Consider the following 17,581-nt stretch of genomic DNA (forward strand, 5'->3'; position numbering starts at 1 on the left):
CAACGTAGATCGTGGTAACTCAAACAGCAACTCGCTCCGTCGATGTGTACCGCACACGTCTGTCGGAGCACAGCCAGATCGAGCCTCGACCACACCCGGTGGTCTGGGCCGGCATGAAAACCCCGGGCCCGATGTCGGGCCCGGAGCTCCGTCGATACGACGAGCGGGGCTACCACACCGCGTCTTCGGTGATCAGTGATGACGACATCGGGCGCTGTCTCGACGATGTGCGCGCGGTCACCGATCGTCTCGGGGAGGACGATCGGGTGATCCGCGAGCCGTCGAGCGGCGATGTCCGCTCCCTGTTCGCGGTGCATCAGCTCAGCGATGTGGTCGCCGAGATCTGTGCACGTGACGAGATCGTCGGTGTCGCAAGGCAAATCCTCGGCGACGACGTGTACGTCCATCAGAGTCGGGTGAATCTCAAGCCCGGCTTTGCGGGTGGGCCGTTCTACTGGCACTCCGACTTCGAGACGTGGCATGCCGAGGACGGGATGCCCGCCCCTCGTGCGCTCAGCGTGTCGATTGCGTTGACGCCCAACCACTCCTACAACGGTGCGCTGATGATCGTGCCGGGATCGCACAAGCGGTTCGTCAGTTGTGTGGGCGAGACGCCCGACGGCTACCACGAGGAGTCGCTGGTGTCCTACCGTCCACCGTTCGGTACGCCGGAGGAGGGCGACGTCACCGAGCTGACCGACGACTTCGGCATCGACACGATCACCGGGCCCGCCGGTTCGGCGCTCTACTTCGACTCCAACTGCATGCACGCGTCGTCGGGCAACATCACGCCCTACCCGCGCAGCAACCTCTTCGTGGTCTTCAACGCGAAGTCGAATGCTCTGCAGGAGCCGTTCGGCGCGCCGCAACCGCGACCGGACCATCTGGCGCACAGGTGATCTGACCGTTGTCGCCGAGGGGTGATTGTTGCCGCAACCCCCCTCGGCGACCATTAGCGACGCTATATAGGAAACCTATGCAGCATCGTTGCAGGTCGAATAAAGTGGGTCACATGTCCGCCACGTTCGCATCCTCGGCCGGTTCGAACGGCAACGTCGACGACACCGCCGATGCGCTCTATGCGTTGATGGCCGACTTCGTGCGCCAGCGCCCCCGCGACATGAGCATGACCGCGGCAGCCACGTTGACCGCCCTGCGCCAGCGCGGCCCGCAACGTATCACCGGCCTCGCCGGCACCCAGGGCGTGACGCAGCCGTCGATGACCTCGTTGATCGCATCTCTGGAGAGGTCGGGACTCGTCGCGCGTCGCGACGATCCGGCCGATGGCCGTGCCAGTCTCATCGAGCTCACCGCGGTGGGGCTGGACTACATCGTGGAGCGCAGACGGCAGGTGACCGATCGGATCGGCGAGTACATCGAGAGCCTGCCGACCGAGCAACGCTCGGCGCTCGCCGCGGCACTGCCGGCCCTGCGGGGTCTGGAGGAACTGGCCGGCGAAGACGTGCCCTGAGACTCGCCCGCTCAGCCGGCGGGCACCGGCTCGGCGTCGGCGGATGCGTCCGCGCCGGCGACCTTGTTTCGGACGATCGGGATCAGCAGGGTGATGGCGACCCCGACGAAGGCGGCGACCGCACCGATCAGGAAGCACCACCGGAACGCGGAATGGCTGGGCACCTCGGCCGGTCCGAAGGTGATCGTCGAACTGGTCAGGACCAGGGCCATCACCGCCGACGCGGTGGTGGTGCCGATCGAACGCATCAAACCGTTGAGGCCGACCGCCGCGCCGGCCTCGTGCATCGGGACCGAACCCATGATCAGGGTGGGCATGGCCGCATAACCGATCCCCACGCCGGCGGAACAGATCAGCGAGGCCAGCGCGAGCTGCCATGGCGCGTTCATCAGCAGGAAGGCGCCGAGGTAGCCGAGACCGAGCACGCCGGCCCCGATGGCCATCGTCGGCTTGGCGCCGATCTTGTTGATCAACGTGCCCGACACCGGGGCGAAGATGAGCATCATCAACCCACCGGGAGCCATCCAGAGGCCGGCGGCGAGAAGCGTCTGTCCCAGGCCGCCGACCGCCGACGGCATCTCCAGTAGCTGTGGCATCACGATGGCCTGGGCCATCATGCCGAAACCGATCGCGATCCCGGCCAGGTTGGTGAACAGCACGGCGGGTCGGGCGGTGGTGCGCAGGTCCACGAGGGGATCGGTGTGGCGGACCTCGAAGACGCCCCAGATCAGCAGGATCGCCACACCGCCGAACATGAGGCCGAGGGTGGTACCCGAACTCCATCCCCAGTCGTTGCCCTTGGAGACGGCGATCAACACACCGGACAGGCCGAGGGCGAGTCCGACGGCACCGATGATGTCGAAGTGACCGCCGTTGCTGTCGTCGACGTGTGGCACGGCGACCGCGACCAGGACGGTGACCACCACCGCGAGGGCGGCCGAACCCCAGAACAGTGCACGCCAGTCCCATTGCTGTGCGACCCATGCCGAGAGCGGCAGGCCGATCGCGCCGCCGACTCCCATTGTGGCGCTCATCGCCGCAACCGCCATCGACGTCAGGCGTGGAGGGGTCACCTCGCGCATGAGGCTGATGCCGAGCGGGATGAATCCCATGGCCAGTCCCTGGATGGTGCGTCCGACGATCATCGGGATGAGCGACGAACTGAGGGCACAGACGAGAGATCCCACCACCAGCAGGGCGGCACTCGCCAGCAGGACCCGCTGCTTGCCGAGTATGTCGCCGAGACGGCCCGCGATCGGCATGGCGACTGCCGCACCGAGCAGGGTCGCGGTGATGATCCACGACGCGTTGGAGATCGAGGTGTTCAGCAGGCGCGGTATCTCGGGCTGGATCGGGATGATCAAGGTCTGCATCAGCGAGGTGACCAGACCGCCGAAACAGAGGATCGACACGACGACGATCGCGGCGGCCGAGCGGTCGTCGCCGGTCAATTCGGGGTCCACGTGCGTACCCGGCGAATCGCCGGTGGGAGTACTGGTCATGTGGCATCCTCCTCGTAGGATATGTAGCCTACATATGTATGGTGCATACGCCAAATTATGCGTAGATTGTCCGATATATCGGACGGAAGGTTGGAGACATGTCAGGTGCCGGTGACGCATCGTTCTGGCCGTCGCCCGTCTACCGTGACCTGGCCGAAGAGCTGTTGCGGATGGGTCGGCGCAAGACCAACGTCGTTCCGGGCACCCAGCTCGAGGCATCGGCTTTCGCGATTCTGTGGGTGCTCTCCGACGACCGGCCGCGAACCCTTCGGGAACTCAGCGAGGAACTCGATCTCGAACAGTCGACGGTCAACCGGCAGGTGAACGCGGCGATCAAACACGGTTACCTCGAGCGCTTCGAGGTCGAGGGGCAGATCAGCCGGTTCATCCGGCCCACTGCTGCCGGCCTCGACGCGTTCGAACACGACGGGATGCGACGGGCCGACCGCCTGATCCGCGTCTTCGCCGATCTCGCGCCGGGCTCACCGGATACCCTGCTGCACGAGCTCCGGGCGTTCAACGACGCCTACGAACGCACCACGGCTCGGCAGGATGAGCAGCACGCCGCGCGCCAGCACGCGCACTGACCGCGAGGGAGTCAATGGGGACGTATGTGGTGACCGGCGCTGCGTCGGGCATCGGCAAGGCCTGCGCCGAGCGGCTGCGTGCGGCGGGCAACAGCGTGATCGGGGTCGACCTGCGAGATGTCGAGGTGATCGCGGATCTGTCGACCTCGGATGGCCGTCGAGCCGCGATCGCCGAGGTCGGCGATCTGGCCGGTGGGCGCCTCGACGGTGCGGTCATGGCAGCGGGACTCGGTCCCGGCGCAGGCCGCGAGCGCATGATCGCCGAGGTCAACGTTCTCGGCGTCACTGAACTCCTCGACTCCTGGGAGGCGGCGTTCGCCGCAGCCGGTGACGCCAAGGTCGTGGTCTTCGGCTCCAACTCGACCACCACGACGCCGATGGTGCCGAAACGAGCTGTCCGTCGCCTGATCGGCGGAGAACTCGACGCGGCCGTGCGGCAGATCCGTCGCCGGAGAGGTGTCTCGGGCCCGGTCGCGTACGCCGCGTCGAAGATCGCGGTGACGCACTGGTGCCGGGCACGAGCGGTGAGCGACGGCTGGGCAGGCGCGGGTGTCCGTCTGAATGTGATCGCGCCGGGCCCGGTGATGACCCCCCTGCTGCAGTCTCAGCTCGACAGCGGAACCGGGTCGCAGGTGCGGGCGTTTCCGCTGCCCAGTCGTCGGTTCGGCACGGCCGAGCAGATCGCCGAATGGGTCATGACGATGCTGTCGCCGGCCGCGGACTTCCTGGTCGGGAGCGTGATCGTCGTCGACGGCGGTACCGATGCGCTCATCCGGCCGGGCGATTGGCCGCGGCCGTTGCCGTTGCGATCGGTTCCACGCTTCCTGTGGAGGATGTATCGGGCTCCACGCGAGGGCCGGGTGGCCCAGTACTAAGCTGTCACGTCGTCCCGATCTGCGGGTGCGACCGACCCGATCGAGAGGATCCGAGATGCCGAGTTTCCGTGAGGCCATCGACGCCCGCGACCTGGACGCTGTGGAGGCGATGCTCGCCGACGACGTGGTGTTCCGCAGTCCCGTCGCGTTCAAGCCCTACGAGGGCAAGGCCATCACGTCGGCGATCCTGCGTGCGGTCGTCGAGGTGTTCGAGGACTTCCATTACGTGCGTGAGATCGGCGGCGCGGGCTCGGTCGATCACGCATTGGTGTTCGAGGCGAAGGTCGACGGCCTGGCCATCACGGGTTGCGACTTCCTGCACTTCGACGACGACGGGAAGATCGTCGACTTCATGGTGATGGTGCGCCCGCTCCGGGCCGCCGAGGCGCTGGCCCGCGAGATGGGCGCTCGCTTCGAGCAGATCGCGAGTTCGGCTGCGGCCGGCGAGAGATGATGTCGCACCGGTCGGGCCTCACACCCGACCGGCCTCACACTCGACACGACAGCTCCATGGTGTCGTTTCCCTTGCCGGGGAAATTGACACTCGTGTAGCCGTTTTCGGGTAGCCGGACCCGCTCGAGGTAGTCGGCGGTATCGGGGCTCTCGGTGTTGTCGGCGACGATCAGTGCGCCGGTGGGTAACCGGGGCTCGAGTAGCTGCAGCACGGGCAGGTAGATCTCTTTCCATCCGTCCATGAACACGAAACCGATCTCGCCCTCCACGGTGGCGAGGGTCTCGAGGGCGTCACCGTCGAGCACGGTGATCACGTCGTCGAGTCCGACGTCGGCGAAGGTCGCCGATGCGGTCTCGATCTTCTTTGCGTTCAGCTCGGTGGTGTAGACGTGGCCGACACCGTTGTCCCGCACCGCCGCCGCGAGGTGAAGAGTCGAGATGCCGTAGGACATCCCGAATTCGACGACGGTGACCGGTCGGGTCGCACGGATCAGCGAGTACATGAGCCGGCCGGCCATCGGGCTCACGGGCATGTACCAGTCCTGTGCGGCATCGGCGCGTTCGGCAGCGGTCCCGACAGGCGCGCCGCGGGGACCGTCGGGTCGGCGTGGTGGTCGATCGGCGAACTGGGCGGTGGCCTGCTCGTACAACCGGGTGATCGTGCCGGCGACAGGGTCGGTGTCCATGGTGTTCGTCATGCCACCACGCTAACGAAACGAACCGGCCGCTCGCTGTGCGTTTGCTGTGTTGTCCCGCCAGCCGGCGAGCACCCGGTGCAGGGCTTCGGCTCCGTGCAACGGATTCGGGGGATCGGGCAATTCGACCGGATAGAGCAGGAACGGTGTGCTCTGCGGCCCGCCCATGCCGCCATGTGAGCCGACCTGTTCTTCGAATGCCGCCACCTCGTCGGTCTCGGGCCAGTATGCGCCGCCGACCATGATGTCCGCGACGTTGTCGAAACCATCTGTCCGCGTGATCTTCTCGAGGGCGTCCGGGCCGAAACCACGTAGCGGGTCGGTGCCGGTCACCGCGCCGGTCGCGAGATCGACGGTCCCGCCGTCGCCGAGCACCACCGACCCGCTCCCGGGCCGGGAGATCAGCAGGAAGCCGATACCGGGATGGTGGCGTAGGGCATCGACGAGACCCGGATACACGGCCTCGATCGACGCGGTGTCGGCACGACCCGGGATGGCCGGAAAGCTGATCAGTCCGAGGTTTCCGGAACCGAGCACCACCGGGGCGTCGGTGGTGACGGCCGGTTCCTCCGGCAGGTTCGACGGGCGGAGGCTCGCGGTTGCGTAGAGCTGGCCCTCGGCATAGGTCCGGTGGGAGTCGTCGTCGGTCTGCGGGTGCGCAGGATCTCCGCACAGGCGGTGTACCAGTTGGGGCAGGCTCTCCCCGTATCGGTCGGCGAATGTGGCGCCCTGGCTCTGGCCGTGGTCGGAGAGGAGCACCACGTGGTAATCGCGGTCGGCCTGCTCGACCACGGCAGACAGCAGGCGCACCGTCTCGTCGATCTTGGTCAGCACCGCAAGGGTTTCCGGCCGCGAGATGCCGGAGTGGTGGGACACCTCGTCGTAGCCGATCAGATCCGCGTAGATGATGCCGCGGCCGTCGATGAGGTCGCGGACCACCGTCGCCACGGTGACATCGGTGGCAACGACTGTGGTGAAGGCGCGGACGAACGGATACACGCCACCTCGTGGCACCCGCGGCCGGATGTCGCGACGGCGCTGGTGCAACGACTGCCGGAGCTCACGCTGGATCTCGGCGATCATCCGGACGACGGTGCGCAGGGCGCTCGACGGGTCGACGAAATAGGACGAGTAGCCGGCCCCGCCGCCGAGCCGCGCACCGCGCATACGGCTGACCACGAGGACGTTGTCGTCGGCACCACCGGTGAACAGGTTGCCGCGACTGGCGCCATCGACCGCGAGCAGACCCGGCAGATCCGCGCGTTCGAACTCACGTTGCTCGTTGTCCCGGGGATTGCTGAACACCGAGATCGTCCCGGACGCCTTGTCGAACCACCGGAACGCAGGCACGTTGTGATTCGATCCGTGCAGGATGCCGAGCTGGGACGCCCCGGTCTGGCTGCTCCAATCGGTGTGCCAGGGCACCAGCCGATGGGACTCCCGAACCAGTTTCGCGATGGTCGGGGTCACGCCGTCGGCGATCGCACGTCGCAAGACCTCGTGTCCGAGGCCGTCGATCTGCAGGCACAGCAGTCCCGGCACCTCCGACGACCCGGACGTGTGGCGTCGCCGGAATCGCTGCCGACGGACCTGCATCAGCCGATAGGACGTATCCGATCGTGAGGCGATGATGCCGCCGACGACCGATGTGAACAGCGACAGCAGGGCGGCCATGACGAAGAGGTCGAAGGTGCGGTCGACGGTTGCCACCGGAACCAACACCAGCGACAGCATCAGCAGCAGGCCGTTCGCCACGAAGACGAGGAGGAACAGCACCACCGGGCCGATCCACGACATCGCACGGACGATCACCGGCCAGAGAATCGCGGTGAGCAGACCGAACACCAATGCGAGGACGAGTGCGGCCGGCAGGGTGGTGGTGTGTCCGTCCACGGTGACCGAGTCGAGTGTGACGCCTCCGAACGCCATGTCGAGGACCAGCATGGCCAGAGCGGAGGTCAGCCACAGCACGATCAACTCGATCGCGATGCCGATGGCTCGTGCGGTGCTGCGCATGGCGTCCTTTCGCTTGCCTTGGGATCGTAATGGGATGAACGGCACACCGGAGGACCGAGCCGGGCATCGGTCCTGGATGCGATGGCTCGGGCACGCGACCACCTTGATCTCTGATCGTGGGACGGCGGTGCTGACCGATCCGGTCCTGACGGCCCGGGTGGCGCACCTTCGACGCCGTCGCGGGCCGATCCCCGACGACGCCGTGGTGGCGGCCGCCGACGTGGTGGCGCTCTCCCATCTCCACGCCGATCACCTGCACCTACCGTCGTTGCGCATGCTCGACGGCGACGTCCCGATCGTGCTTCCGCGTCATGCCCCGGATGCGCTGCCGTCGCTTCGGGAGTTCGGGGCACGGCTCATCGAGGTCGACGCGGGCGACGAGGTACCGATGGGCGACATCGTCATCCGCGTGGTGCCCGCCGAACACGACGGCCGCCGCTGGCGACGCGGCCCGCACCTGACGTCCGCGCTCGGCTATGTCGTCGTCGGCGACTCGACAACGTACTTCGCCGGGGACACCGACCTCTACGCCGACCTCGGGGACTGGGTGCGCGAGCCCGATCTGGCACTGCTCCCGGTCGGCGGGTGGGGTCCGACTCTGGGGGCCGGGCACCTGAATCCGGTTCGCGCGGTGACCGCCGCCGAGATGATCGGTGCACGACGAGCGGTACCGATCCACTACGGAACCCTGTGGCCGATCGGCCTCGACCAGATGCGACCCGGGCTGTTCCATGATCCGGGAGCCGAATTCGTCCGCGAGGCCGTCGAACACGGTGTCGCGGCAACCGAACTGGCGCCCGGCGATCGGATCGTCATCGGCGACGACTGATCCGCCCTGCCGGTCGCCCTCCGCGCGTCAGGTTCCGGCGGGCAACGTGGTGAAATCGGGGGAGCGGCCTTCGGCGAAGGCGGTGAGCGCCTCGGTGTTCGCCGGGCCGCCCATCAACTCGGCGAAGGCCGCGTTCTCGCGGTCACGGGCCGCATCGATCTGATCCCGGATGGGTTCGGTCATCGTTCGCTTCACCGCGATCAGACTGGAGATCGGCTGCTGCGCAAGTTGTTCGGCGTGTGCAGTCGCGACGTCGAGAAGCTTCTCCGGCGCGCAGAGGCGCCACGCCAAGCCGATGTCCACGGCCTGCTCGGCCGAGATCCACTCCGAGGACATCAGCACCCAGGCTGCATCTTGCCGACCGAGCAGACGGGGCAGCAGGTAGGAGGACGCCGCCTCGGGTGCGACCCCGAGGCTGGTGAACGGGCACTTGAACCGCGCGGCGGTCGACACGAAGGCGAGATCGGCGAAGCCGAGGATGGTGGTACCCAGCCCGAGGCCGAGTCCGTTGACCGCGCAGATCAGGGGTTTGGGAAACGCGACCAGCGCGTCGATCAGACCAGGGAATCCGTATCGCCCCGGCACGAAGTCGGGATCGCCGACGCGTTGCGCCATCTCCTTCAGATCCGTTCCGGCGGTGAAGGCCCGGCCGGTGCCGGTCAGGAGAACGACGGCGACCTCGGGATCGTCGGCGGCGTCGATGAGTGCCTGTGCGGTGGCATCGTAGAGCGCCTCATCGAACGCATTGAGGGCGTCGGGGCGGTTGAATGTCAGTGTGCGTACCCGATTGTGGGTCTCGACGAGCAGATTCATCGGCCGGCTTTCGTGGTGGAAACGACCGTGCGGGAAATCCGACGAGGGGATTTGTACCCTCCGGGCCGCCGAGATCGTGTGAAGGCGGAGGTGTTCAGGATCAGGTGCAATGTCACCGTTGAATCGTAACGTGGCGGGTCATCAGTCACCGGACGCTGTCAGCTGGGCTGGATGCCCGATCGATCAGGTGTGACGCGTGGTCGAGAATGCTCTGCAAGCTGAATTCGAAACTGCGATCCTGCCGGACGTGCTCAGCGTGTCCGCGCGTCTCGATGGCCGTTTGTGCAAGGTTGGGACTGTCCTGAAGACGAGCCACCGCGACGGAACCAAGGAGGTGAAACCGCAGAGCCGAGAGAACTCGGCAGGCATCGTCGGGAGGCAGTTGTGCGGCTGCGAGTCGCGCCAATGCGCATTCGATGTGTTGTGCTTCGAGCTTCGAGGGTCGAGAGATCGGATGGGCCCTGATCACCAGCAGGTCGGCGAAGACTCGGTTGGCGAGAAGGTCGCTGCGCACCGTGTGAACGTAGTCAGACAGGGAACTCCGCCAATTGCCTTGCGCCGCGCCGATTACCGTATACCTTACGGTAATCGGTTGTAGTGATTCGGGTGATCACGGATACGCGACGATTCCGTCAATGACAGTGGCGACCACGTCGACGGACGTCGGGTTGCGACGGACGTCTTCCGGTGCGCCGCGGACGACGGCCAGGTCGGCGACTGCGCCGGGCTCGATGGCGCGGGGAACCGTGGGCTGTTCTGGTGTGCCCCAGAACAAGCCGAGCGCCGTGGCGGGAGAGACGGTTTCGAGTGGGTCGCGGCCGGAGTGGTCGATGGTGGCCGCGTGGATCGCCGTCCAGGGGTCCGAGCCGCCGAACGGGGCGTCTGTCCCGGCGGCGACGTGGATCCCGGCTGCCAGCAGGCTCCCCAGCCGCCAGAGGTCGGCCTGTTCGTCGGCGGGGACCTCGACGCGATACTGCTCGGCCCTCTCGAACGGGAAGTTCGGCTGCGTGATGACGGGTATCCGGTGATCGCGCAGCCAGTCGAAGCATTCCGCAGGGATGATGGCGCCGTGTTCGATCCGGTCGCCGGGCAGCACGCCTGCGCCGTCCAGAGCGGTCATCGTGACGATGAGTTGTAGACGCGTGACGCAATGCACGGCCACCGGTTTCCCGGATCTGTGGATCTCCCTCATGGCCTCGGTGAGTTCGGGAAGCGTCGGCAGCCGGTCGTCATCGAGGAGGATCTTGGTCGCTCCCAGGGTGAATGTTGTCGGCCGGCCCGGCGTCTGGTGGCCCGGCGGCCGGATGTCCGGGGTGCTCATGCAGTGGACGCGCTGCACGATGTCGCCCGAGCGCACCGCCGCGGCGAGGGCGTCGATCGACGACTGTGAGAGATCGGGAGTGGCCTCGGTGAACCCGGTGACACCGCGTGCGGCCGCACGCCGGCTCATGGTTGCCAGGTCGGGCGGCGGCGACGGCATGGTGGCGCCGAGCCGGTCGCCCAGCCAGGAATCCATCCGCCAGAGGCGGCCGGTGGGATTGCCTGCGGCATCACGCTCCACGCCGGGGAGAGTGCACGCATCGACTCCCACTTCCCGGCAGGCCGCACTGTTCAGAATCCACAGGGCGCCGGAGCGGTGCTGGACCCGGACCGGGCGTTCGGCGACCGTGGTGTCGAGAACTCCGCGTGTGAGTGGGCCGGCCACGGATTCGTGATAGCCGTAGGCGCGCAACCACTCTCCTGGCAGCGTGCGTAGATCCGCGGCCTGCAGTACGGCGCGCAGGTCATCGTCGGATTGCACGTCCGGCGGCCCGACCCGGATGGAGCCGGCAGTGGCTGCGAGGGAGCGAAGGTGGAGGTGGTGGTCGTGCAGGCCCGGCATCACCCAGCAGTCCGAGGCGTCGAGGTCGTGCTCGCCTGCCTGGGGGCGCAGGCGCGAGTCGACCTCGGTGATGAGTCCGTCGTCGCAGCGGACATCGACGACCCCCCGGTCGAGGGTGCAGGCGTTGCGGATCAGCATGGGAGACCCGATGCCGTGGGGGCGCGGACGGGACTGTGGCGCCGCTCGTGCGAACACTCGACCGCCCATCCGCCACCGCCGTCGTCGCGGACGACATGTTCTCCCGGACAGGCGAGTTCGGCGGTGGTGAACGAGGCGACGGTGTCGACCATCGACAGATCGATCAGAACGCCGCCGCCCGCTTCCGCCGCCGCGGCCGTCGCGAGTGCCGCGGTGATCCCCGACAGCGGATCCGCGATCGCATCTGCGCAGAATGCCGGTTGGTCGCCGTGCCAGCCGACGAGGCCACCACCGACCGCGGCGTCGTCCCCGAAGTTCACCTGCATGGGCCTCGATCGGCCGCCCCCGGTGATGCTGACCCAGATCTTCCCGGGTCGGTGCGTCAGGCGGTCGGGCGAGAGCCCGAGCCGCTCGAGGGCGCGCGGGCGGGAGGCCTCGATGACGATGTCGGCAGCATCGATCAGGTGCGCCAACTGATCCCGGCCCTCGTCGGAGGTGAAGTCGACGGCTCGGAACTCCTGTCCGCGGTGCAGCCACTCGAAGAACACCGGGTCGCCGATGCGGGCGCCGTCGGGACGCCCGGTGCTCTCGACCTTGATCACCCGGGCGCCGGCCCGGTTCAGCACGCCGCCACACAGCGGGCCCGCCCAGAGGGACGAGAGATCGACAACCGTCGCACCGCTGATGGCGAGAGTGGGCGTCCGGGAGGCGATGTCGGTCACCTGGAAGGGGAGTGGTGCCTGCTCGGCGTGTTCTGGAGAAGCGTCGAGTACCGCAGCCGCGACACCCAGCAGTTGCGCCTGGTCAACGACATCGGACGCGGCGGTTCGGGCGGCGAAGTCCGTCAGATCCTGCCATGGGTCGTCGGTTCCCCGGTCCCCGATGATGGCCGGAACCGATGCCACATCATCTGGGCGACAGAGGGATATCGCGATCCACTGGTCGGCCGCGCGGATCAGCCTGGTCATGCCGCCCGCAGAGATCTGGCCGTTCCGGTGCAACCCGCGCAGGGCGGCGCGGGCGCCGATCACGGCCCCGGCGTCGAGGTGGACGGCGTCGCCGGCGAGGCCGGTCAGGCGGGCGAGCTCACCCACGGCGACGTCGAGCACCCCGTACGCTGCGGCGGGTGAGATGAGCGGGGCTGCCGACGAGACGCCGGTCAGCTCCATGCCGCCGCTGCCTGCCCACTGCAGGACGGCACACCCGGGAGCCGAATGGTCGAGGGTCGGTATCGCGTCGCGAGACGTGCTCGGCCACCACGTGTTCAGCCATCGGGAGACGATGGCCGACGGCATGCGGTGCTCGATGGTCACCGGTCGCCGCGTGGTCCGGCCAGGCCCTCGACGGCATAGCGCACGATCAGCGCGCTCACCGGCCGGCCGTCGTCGTCGGGGTTCGACGACACCTGGAAGATTGTGAACGACAGTAGGATTCGCGCCAACCATGCGCTCGCTCCGGCGACGTCGGTGTCCTGCGGGATCTCGCCGCGTTCACGTGCCGCCTCGACGTACGGCAGGAGGAACGATGCGGTTCGCTCCACGGCCTCGGTGCCATGTGTACCCAGGATGTGGATCATCGCGGCCGGGTTGGTCCCGCTCCTGGCGCGATGTGGCGTCTGATCCCGCGGCGGGTTGATGGTCCGCGCGATGATCTCGCTGAACGCACCCACCTGTTCGGACAGGGTGGGCAGCGATGTGAGGGCCTCGGTGACCTCGTCGAAGAACCACTCGGTGGTCCGGCGTCGCAGTGCTTCCAGGAGGACGTCGCGGGACTCGTAGTACCGGTAGAGCGTGCCCCGGGCCACGCCGGCGGCCCGGGCCACCTCGGACATGCTGAGCCGTCGAACCCCGACCTGCCGTACTAGTCGGTCGGTGGCCTCGAGGAGCCGGTCTTCGGTTGCCTTGTCGGCCTCGGTCGTCCGCGTCGACGTCACGCCTCGGCCCGGTGCGGGCCAGAGATCCTCAAATCCGGTCGTCACGCCGATTCTCCTCGTCGCTGTTGCCTCGAGTGGCAGTCGGCCATTGCCGGCCAGTCTATGGCGGCGATATGAGTCGCCACCGGTGCCACCTGTCCATGCTAGACAGTTGTGCAGAAACTGTACTACTGTCTCACGAAGATCCTCATACGGTGGAAGTAAGGAGCAGCCCATGCCCTCGACATCCGGATCGACGCAGAGCGTCGGCACGACAGTGGACCGGAACGTCTCGAATGTGCGCTGGCCGACCCTCGATCACCTCGCGGTGGGCGTGCGGCGCTGGGAGGACGCCTACCCTCGGTTCGTCGGCGAGCTCGGCGGGCGGTGGGGATACGGCGGAGTCTCCGGTGAGTACGCCCCGTACCAGCTCGTCTACGGTGACGGCCTCCGGATGGAGTTCATCGCGCCCGACAAGCCGGGCAGTTTCATGGACAGGTTCCTGGAACAGCGCGGACCGTCGGCGCATCACCTCACCTTCAAGGTGCCCGACCTCGACGAGACCCTGGCCGACCTGCGCCGGCGGGGCTTCGCGACCTTCGGGGACTCGCGGACGGACCCGATCTGGACCGAGGTCTTCATCCATCCGAAGGCATCGGGTATCGGCACCCTCGTCCAGGTGGTCCGGGCCGACGACGAGACCATCGTCGCCGAAGGGTCGTTCTCGACCGCCCCGGAGGATTTCCCCCGGGCTGGCACGCCGAACCGGGAGATGTCGATCGTCGGAATGACCGTGTCCGACCTCGACCGGGCCCATGACCTTCTGGGTCGGGCGTTGCTCGGCGACGTCATCGAGGCCGGGGACGGATGGTTCTTCGCGACCTGGGGGCGCGGCCGCTCGATCCTGGTCCGCGAACCGTGGTCGACGCCCTGCTCTGCCGGCCTCTGGGAAGGTGCGTCGGAGGAGGGCGTGGCGTTCGTCCTCTTCGGCGACGGCGATCTCACCGCCGACGATCTTGCCGCCGACCCGGCGCGACTGGTCCGTCTGCCCGACCACGCGGACACCGGCGTCCCGGTCTGGCTGGCCTGAGAAAGCGGAGGTCGAGGTCTGGGCCTGGACGAGAAAAAATGTTGCGCTGCAGGATGTCCCGATTGCCGATCTGTGGATCGCCCGCGAGGTCGCCAGGCGCGACGGTCATGTCGCATCGATACCGATGATGCGTCGTGTGGTCGATGAGTTGCACGAGGAGGACCGGCTGGGATATTGCGTGTGGGCGACCGGAGTTCTGGTCGGTTCGCTGCTCGCGCGCGGTTCCGACGACGACCTCACCGAGGTGCAGGGTGCCATCGAACGTCTGGAAGTTGTGCGCGCCGAACAAGATTCGGCAGTTCGATCAGTCGCGCTGTTGCGGCTGCGTGCCCTCCTGGATCGTGCTCGCGGCGACCTCGATGGGTTTCGGGAGCTGACAGGACGCTATCGCGGCGGTCGGAATCGTACGGTTTCGACGGACATCGCGATTGGGCGCAGGCGATGGGTGAGAACGAAGGACAGACGCCGACGCGATGATGGGCGGTATCCGGCCGTCACCCGAAGATCGGCGGAAGACAGAACAGGACCACGACGCCCCACACGACGTGGGTGCAGATCGGTGCCAAGACGCCGTCTGTGCATCGCCGGAGTACCGCACAGATCACGCCCAGGATGAGCGCGGCGAATCCGAGCATCGGATTGCCGCTGGCGAGCGTGGCAAGCGTGTAAAGGACCGTCGACACCAGCACCGGGTGGTGATTCTGCGCGGCCGAGTAGACGCCGCCGCGGAAGAACACCTCCTCGGCCAGGCCGTTGCCGAGGGTGATCACGGTGACAGCGATGATGCTGCCGCGATCACCGAGGTCGAGGACCTGGGTGACCAGGTCGGCGAGGGCCGGGATCTCCCGGGTGATGAGTGCCCCGACCACGAATGCCGCTCCGACGAGCAGACCGATCGCCGTGCCGAGGGTGGCAGCGCCGATCGTCGACGATCGGCCCGTCGCCGATCCGGCTCGAATGCCGAATCGGCCCAGTCGAATCGGCCCCGAGAGCAGCCCGCCGACGATCCAGATCGCCGCCAACGCGATCGTCAACGGATAGAAGGAAGCATCGCCCGGCTCTGACGAGAGTGAGAAGCCCAGGACCACCGCACCCAGGACGAGGAAGATCGCGACCACCCGTCGTCGGCGCGTCAGTGTCGCCGGATCGTCGAATCGGGTCGCCGGTGCCGGTGCGGTGAGTCGTCGCCTGAGGTTGTCGAGAGTGACAGTCATCCTGACAGCAGGGATACCACGCTTCGCACCCGACGCGTCGTGAAGCCCACGATCGAACCGATCCCGCCGGTGACCGCACGCCGGATCCTCATCAGGTCGCCGCCGGCCCATCCCGGGTCGGTGTCCGCGAGATGATGCGGGTCGGCCAGCGCACACACCGAGCGGGGTGGCGTGGTGTGTACGGCCGATTCGATGGCCTCTCGCATCGGGACCAGCCCGTTCGGCGGATCCGGAACCAGGTCGCGGATGGAATGTTCGGTCGCTGTCATCGGCTGGCTGAGCGACGCCACGAGATCGGCGGTCAGCGAGCTCGGCACCGGGACGAGCATGCCGGTCACCCGGCCGGCCAGGTGCGAGTTCACGAAGGGGACCGGCACCCGGAGGCGGGGCTGCCGGATGGCACGGATGTACTCCGACAGGACCGATTCGTACCGTGTGCCGACGTCGGGGCCTGCGATGTCGTAGGCACCCGGCGGGAAGGCCGGGTCGATGACCTCCACCAGGTAATGGATGACATCGCGGACCGAGATCGGGTCCATCGGGTTGTCCACCCAGCCCGGTTGCGGGATCACCGCGAGCCGGTCGGCCACGTACCGGATGATCTCGAACGACGTCGAGCCGGCGCCCAGGATCACCGCGGCTCGCAGCCACACCAGATCGGGGCCGCCCGGGATGTCGAGGGCGGCACCGACCTCGGCGCGACTGCGCAGATGCCTGGATAGGTCGTCGTGGTCACAGTCGGGTACGAAGCCGCCGAGGTAGACGATCCTGGGCACGTTCGTCGCGCGTGCCGCGACCGCGACGTTGTGCGCGGCGCGCGTGTCGGCTTCGTCGAAGTCCTGCTGACCGATCCCGTGGACCAGGAAGTAGAGCGCATCGATGTCGCCGGCGCTCGCGACCGCATCGTGCGCCGACTCGCTGTCGTCGGCGTCCATGGCGATGGCCGTGACGCGGCCGTACCAGCCGAAACGTCGCAGTGTGGCCGGCCGGCGGCTGGTCACGACGACGTCGTCGCCGCGGTCGACCAGCGCACACACGAGACGGGAGCCGACATATCCGGTGGCACCGGTGACCAGCACTCTCATCGGTCTGTCCGTGCGTGTGCGGGTCGGGTCGAGGTCATGCTTCGACGCTAGGTGCGAATGCGGACAACCTGCCGCTGCCGGGCGCGGTGTGCAACGCGATCGCGACGTCGGTCACGGTCGTATAACGACAGTCAGCGGCCGAGGCGGTGACGCCGATCAGGATCGTCGCGGTCAACAGCAGGGCGCTGTACCCGAGCACGACGGTCGAGGTCGACGGCTCCCACAACTGGCGTCGGCGGTCTGGGGTGCCAGCGGTGCGATCGTGTTGAGGTCCACCGACGACGGATACCGCGTAACCCCAGTACGACGGGAACAACCACGAGAGTTGTTGCAGCCCCGGGGTGGTGAGACGGAAGAGACCGCCACAGAACACCAGCTGTGAGATGACGGCGATGACCATCGGCGGCATCGTCTGCTCGGCGGAGCGCACCGAAGCGGAAATGGCCAGTCCGCACAGCGGGTGACGGCGGCCGGGTACGTCGGTGTTGCTCGTGGGCGGTGTCGGGGTGGGCGGCGACGAACGCGAAGATCTCCGCTCAGTCGCCGGTGCCCATCGCGGCGCCCACCTGGTCGGGAGCGCCGCAGAAAGCGGTCTTGCCACCCGGTGCGAGGAGCAAGACCTGATCGCACATCGACAGGTGGGTCAGCGAATGGGTGACCACGACGACCACCCGGCCGGCGTCGGCGAGGCGCCGTAGTGTGGCCATGACCTGCCGGTCCAGCGCCGGGCCCAATCCGGACGTCGGTTCGTCGAGGATCAGCAGCGACGGACCGGTGAGCAGTTCCATCGCCCGCGCCCACCGGTGGCGAGGCAGGCGTGAAGTCGGCCCACCGCGATGTCGGCAAGGGCTTCCATCTGGTAGGCACGCAGCACCTTGACCGCTCCGTCCACCACCCCGGCGCCCCGCACGCCGTCGGTGCATCGCCGTAGGTTTGCCCAGTGTGTGGATGCACGGATCAACTGAGTACTGCACTAACCTGCACCCTGAGAGTCACAGACGTGAAGGCGTGCCCGGGAA

General features: G+C 67.5%; 18 protein-coding genes and 1 pseudogene. 7 read left to right on the forward strand and 12 right to left on the reverse strand.

Annotation, left to right across the window (positions count from 1 at the left end; genetic code table 11):
* Nucleotides 1-11: 11 nt before the first annotated feature.
* Both thpD and ACPXCG_RS12840 read left to right on the forward strand, forming a co-directional pair.
* Complete coding sequence (gene thpD, locus ACPXCG_RS12835) at nt 12-899, forward strand: ectoine hydroxylase (RefSeq protein WP_425792352.1); 888 nt, start codon at nt 12-14, stop codon at nt 897-899.
* A 113-nt stretch (nt 900-1,012) separates the two neighbouring features.
* The gene (locus ACPXCG_RS12840; protein ID WP_425792353.1) at nt 1,013-1,471 is read left to right on the forward strand and encodes a MarR family winged helix-turn-helix transcriptional regulator; all 459 of its coding nucleotides are present in this window, start codon (nt 1,013-1,015) and stop codon (nt 1,469-1,471) included.
* 11 nt (nt 1,472-1,482) lie between these two features.
* On the opposite strand, the gene ACPXCG_RS12845 is transcribed toward ACPXCG_RS12840, so the two are convergent.
* The gene (locus ACPXCG_RS12845) at nt 1,483-2,973 is read right to left on the reverse strand and encodes an MFS transporter (RefSeq protein WP_425792354.1); all 1,491 of its coding nucleotides are present in this window, start codon (nt 2,971-2,973) and stop codon (nt 1,483-1,485) included.
* A gap of 98 nt (nt 2,974-3,071) precedes the next feature.
* Between ACPXCG_RS12845 and ACPXCG_RS12850 the strand changes: the two genes are divergently transcribed.
* From ACPXCG_RS12850 to ACPXCG_RS12860, 3 genes are read left to right on the forward strand one after another with little or no spacing between them, the layout of a single operon-like run.
* Nucleotides 3,072-3,560 (forward strand): MarR family winged helix-turn-helix transcriptional regulator, encoded by a 489-nt coding sequence (locus tag ACPXCG_RS12850; RefSeq protein ID WP_425792355.1) that lies wholly within the window; start codon nt 3,072-3,074, stop codon nt 3,558-3,560.
* A 14-nt stretch (nt 3,561-3,574) separates the two neighbouring features.
* Nucleotides 3,575-4,435: an SDR family oxidoreductase gene (locus ACPXCG_RS12855; RefSeq protein WP_425792356.1), complete on the forward strand. Its 861-nt coding sequence runs from the start codon at nt 3,575-3,577 to the stop codon at nt 4,433-4,435.
* A 55-nt stretch (nt 4,436-4,490) separates the two neighbouring features.
* On the forward strand, nt 4,491-4,889 hold the full coding sequence (locus ACPXCG_RS12860; RefSeq protein ID WP_425792357.1) for a nuclear transport factor 2 family protein: 399 nt from the start codon (nt 4,491-4,493) through the stop codon (nt 4,887-4,889).
* Nucleotides 4,890-4,923: 34 nt separating this feature from the next.
* On the opposite strand, the gene ACPXCG_RS12865 is transcribed toward ACPXCG_RS12860, so the two are convergent.
* On the reverse strand, nt 4,924-5,586 hold the full coding sequence (locus tag ACPXCG_RS12865; RefSeq protein ID WP_425792358.1) for an O-methyltransferase: 663 nt from the start codon (nt 5,584-5,586) through the stop codon (nt 4,924-4,926).
* Between the two features lie 9 nt (nt 5,587-5,595).
* Nucleotides 5,596-7,599, reverse strand: a complete 2,004-nt coding sequence (locus ACPXCG_RS12870) for an alkaline phosphatase family protein (RefSeq protein WP_425792359.1) — start codon at nt 7,597-7,599, stop codon at nt 5,596-5,598.
* A 34-nt stretch (nt 7,600-7,633) separates the two neighbouring features.
* On the opposite strand from ACPXCG_RS12870, the gene ACPXCG_RS12875 reads away from it, so the two are divergent.
* Nucleotides 7,634-8,428: an MBL fold metallo-hydrolase gene (locus ACPXCG_RS12875; RefSeq protein WP_425792360.1), complete on the forward strand. Its 795-nt coding sequence runs from the start codon at nt 7,634-7,636 to the stop codon at nt 8,426-8,428.
* A 27-nt stretch (nt 8,429-8,455) separates the two neighbouring features.
* Here the strand turns inward: ACPXCG_RS12875 and ACPXCG_RS12880 are convergent, their stop codons facing one another.
* From ACPXCG_RS12880 to ACPXCG_RS12900, 5 genes are all read right to left on the reverse strand, one after another.
* Nucleotides 8,456-9,241 (reverse strand): enoyl-CoA hydratase/isomerase family protein, encoded by a 786-nt coding sequence (locus ACPXCG_RS12880; protein WP_425792361.1) that lies wholly within the window; start codon nt 9,239-9,241, stop codon nt 8,456-8,458.
* 145 nt (nt 9,242-9,386) lie between these two features.
* The gene (locus tag ACPXCG_RS12885; protein ID WP_425792818.1) at nt 9,387-9,830 is read right to left on the reverse strand and encodes a TetR/AcrR family transcriptional regulator C-terminal domain-containing protein; all 444 of its coding nucleotides are present in this window, start codon (nt 9,828-9,830) and stop codon (nt 9,387-9,389) included.
* Between the two features lie 21 nt (nt 9,831-9,851).
* A complete protein-coding gene (locus tag ACPXCG_RS12890) occupies nt 9,852-11,261 on the reverse strand; it encodes an amidohydrolase family protein (RefSeq protein ID WP_425792362.1) in 1,410 nt (469 codons plus the stop codon).
* Nucleotides 11,255-12,574, reverse strand: a complete 1,320-nt coding sequence (locus tag ACPXCG_RS12895; protein ID WP_425792363.1) for a CoA transferase — start codon at nt 12,572-12,574, stop codon at nt 11,255-11,257. The genes ACPXCG_RS12890 and ACPXCG_RS12895 overlap by 7 nt, the downstream gene beginning before the upstream one ends.
* Nucleotides 12,571-13,239: a TetR/AcrR family transcriptional regulator gene (locus ACPXCG_RS12900; RefSeq protein WP_425792364.1), complete on the reverse strand. Its 669-nt coding sequence runs from the start codon at nt 13,237-13,239 to the stop codon at nt 12,571-12,573. The genes ACPXCG_RS12895 and ACPXCG_RS12900 overlap by 4 nt, the downstream gene beginning before the upstream one ends.
* A 169-nt stretch (nt 13,240-13,408) precedes the next feature.
* Between ACPXCG_RS12900 and ACPXCG_RS12905 the strand changes: the two genes are divergently transcribed.
* The gene (locus ACPXCG_RS12905; RefSeq protein ID WP_425792365.1) at nt 13,409-14,263 is read left to right on the forward strand and encodes a VOC family protein; all 855 of its coding nucleotides are present in this window, start codon (nt 13,409-13,411) and stop codon (nt 14,261-14,263) included.
* A 494-nt stretch (nt 14,264-14,757) separates the two neighbouring features.
* On the opposite strand, the gene ACPXCG_RS12910 is transcribed toward ACPXCG_RS12905, so the two are convergent.
* From ACPXCG_RS12910 to ACPXCG_RS12925, 4 genes and pseudogenes are all read right to left on the reverse strand, one after another.
* The gene (locus ACPXCG_RS12910) at nt 14,758-15,477 is read right to left on the reverse strand and encodes a CPBP family intramembrane glutamic endopeptidase (protein ID WP_425792366.1); all 720 of its coding nucleotides are present in this window, start codon (nt 15,475-15,477) and stop codon (nt 14,758-14,760) included.
* Nucleotides 15,474-16,562: an NAD(P)H-binding protein gene (locus ACPXCG_RS12915; protein ID WP_425792367.1), complete on the reverse strand. Its 1,089-nt coding sequence runs from the start codon at nt 16,560-16,562 to the stop codon at nt 15,474-15,476. The genes ACPXCG_RS12910 and ACPXCG_RS12915 overlap by 4 nt, the downstream gene beginning before the upstream one ends.
* A gap of 34 nt (nt 16,563-16,596) precedes the next feature.
* Nucleotides 16,597-17,353: pseudogene (locus ACPXCG_RS12920) on the reverse strand (hypothetical protein); the annotation flags it as partial.
* Nucleotides 17,320-17,523, reverse strand: coding sequence for a hypothetical protein (locus tag ACPXCG_RS12925; protein WP_425792854.1), 204 nt, complete (start codon nt 17,521-17,523; stop codon nt 17,320-17,322). The pseudogene ACPXCG_RS12920 and the gene ACPXCG_RS12925, both read right to left, overlap by 34 nt.
* Nucleotides 17,524-17,581 lie beyond the last annotated feature (58 nt).

The organism is Gordonia sp. DT218 (genome assembly GCF_049847105.1).
Taxonomy (GTDB): domain Bacteria; phylum Actinomycetota; class Actinomycetes; order Mycobacteriales; family Mycobacteriaceae; genus Gordonia.

Bases quoted from the DNA above. Each gene is read 5' to 3' on its own strand.
- ACPXCG_RS12860 (WP_425792357.1), top strand. From the start codon at position 4,491: ATGCCGAGTTTCCGTGAGGCCATCGACGCCCGCGACCTGGACGCTGTG.
- ACPXCG_RS12905 (WP_425792365.1), top strand. From the start codon at position 13,409: ATGCCCTCGACATCCGGATCGACGCAGAGCGTCGGCACGACAGTGGAC.
- ACPXCG_RS12910 (WP_425792366.1), bottom strand. From the start codon at position 15,477: ATGACTGTCACTCTCGACAACCTCAGGCGACGACTCACCGCACCGGCA.
- ACPXCG_RS12850 (WP_425792355.1), top strand. From the start codon at position 3,072: ATGTCAGGTGCCGGTGACGCATCGTTCTGGCCGTCGCCCGTCTACCGT.
- ACPXCG_RS12880 (WP_425792361.1), bottom strand. From the start codon at position 9,241: ATGAATCTGCTCGTCGAGACCCACAATCGGGTACGCACACTGACATTC.
- ACPXCG_RS12915 (WP_425792367.1), bottom strand. From the start codon at position 16,562: ATGAGAGTGCTGGTCACCGGTGCCACCGGATATGTCGGCTCCCGTCTC.
- ACPXCG_RS12870 (WP_425792359.1), bottom strand. From the start codon at position 7,599: ATGCGCAGCACCGCACGAGCCATCGGCATCGCGATCGAGTTGATCGTG.
- ACPXCG_RS12840 (WP_425792353.1), top strand. From the start codon at position 1,013: ATGTCCGCCACGTTCGCATCCTCGGCCGGTTCGAACGGCAACGTCGAC.
- ACPXCG_RS12865 (WP_425792358.1), bottom strand. From the start codon at position 5,586: ATGACGAACACCATGGACACCGACCCTGTCGCCGGCACGATCACCCGG.
- ACPXCG_RS12855 (WP_425792356.1), top strand. From the start codon at position 3,575: ATGGGGACGTATGTGGTGACCGGCGCTGCGTCGGGCATCGGCAAGGCC.
- ACPXCG_RS12845 (WP_425792354.1), bottom strand. From the start codon at position 2,973: ATGACCAGTACTCCCACCGGCGATTCGCCGGGTACGCACGTGGACCCC.
- ACPXCG_RS12890 (WP_425792362.1), bottom strand. From the start codon at position 11,261: ATGCTGATCCGCAACGCCTGCACCCTCGACCGGGGGGTCGTCGATGTC.
- ACPXCG_RS12875 (WP_425792360.1), top strand. From the start codon at position 7,634: ATGAACGGCACACCGGAGGACCGAGCCGGGCATCGGTCCTGGATGCGA.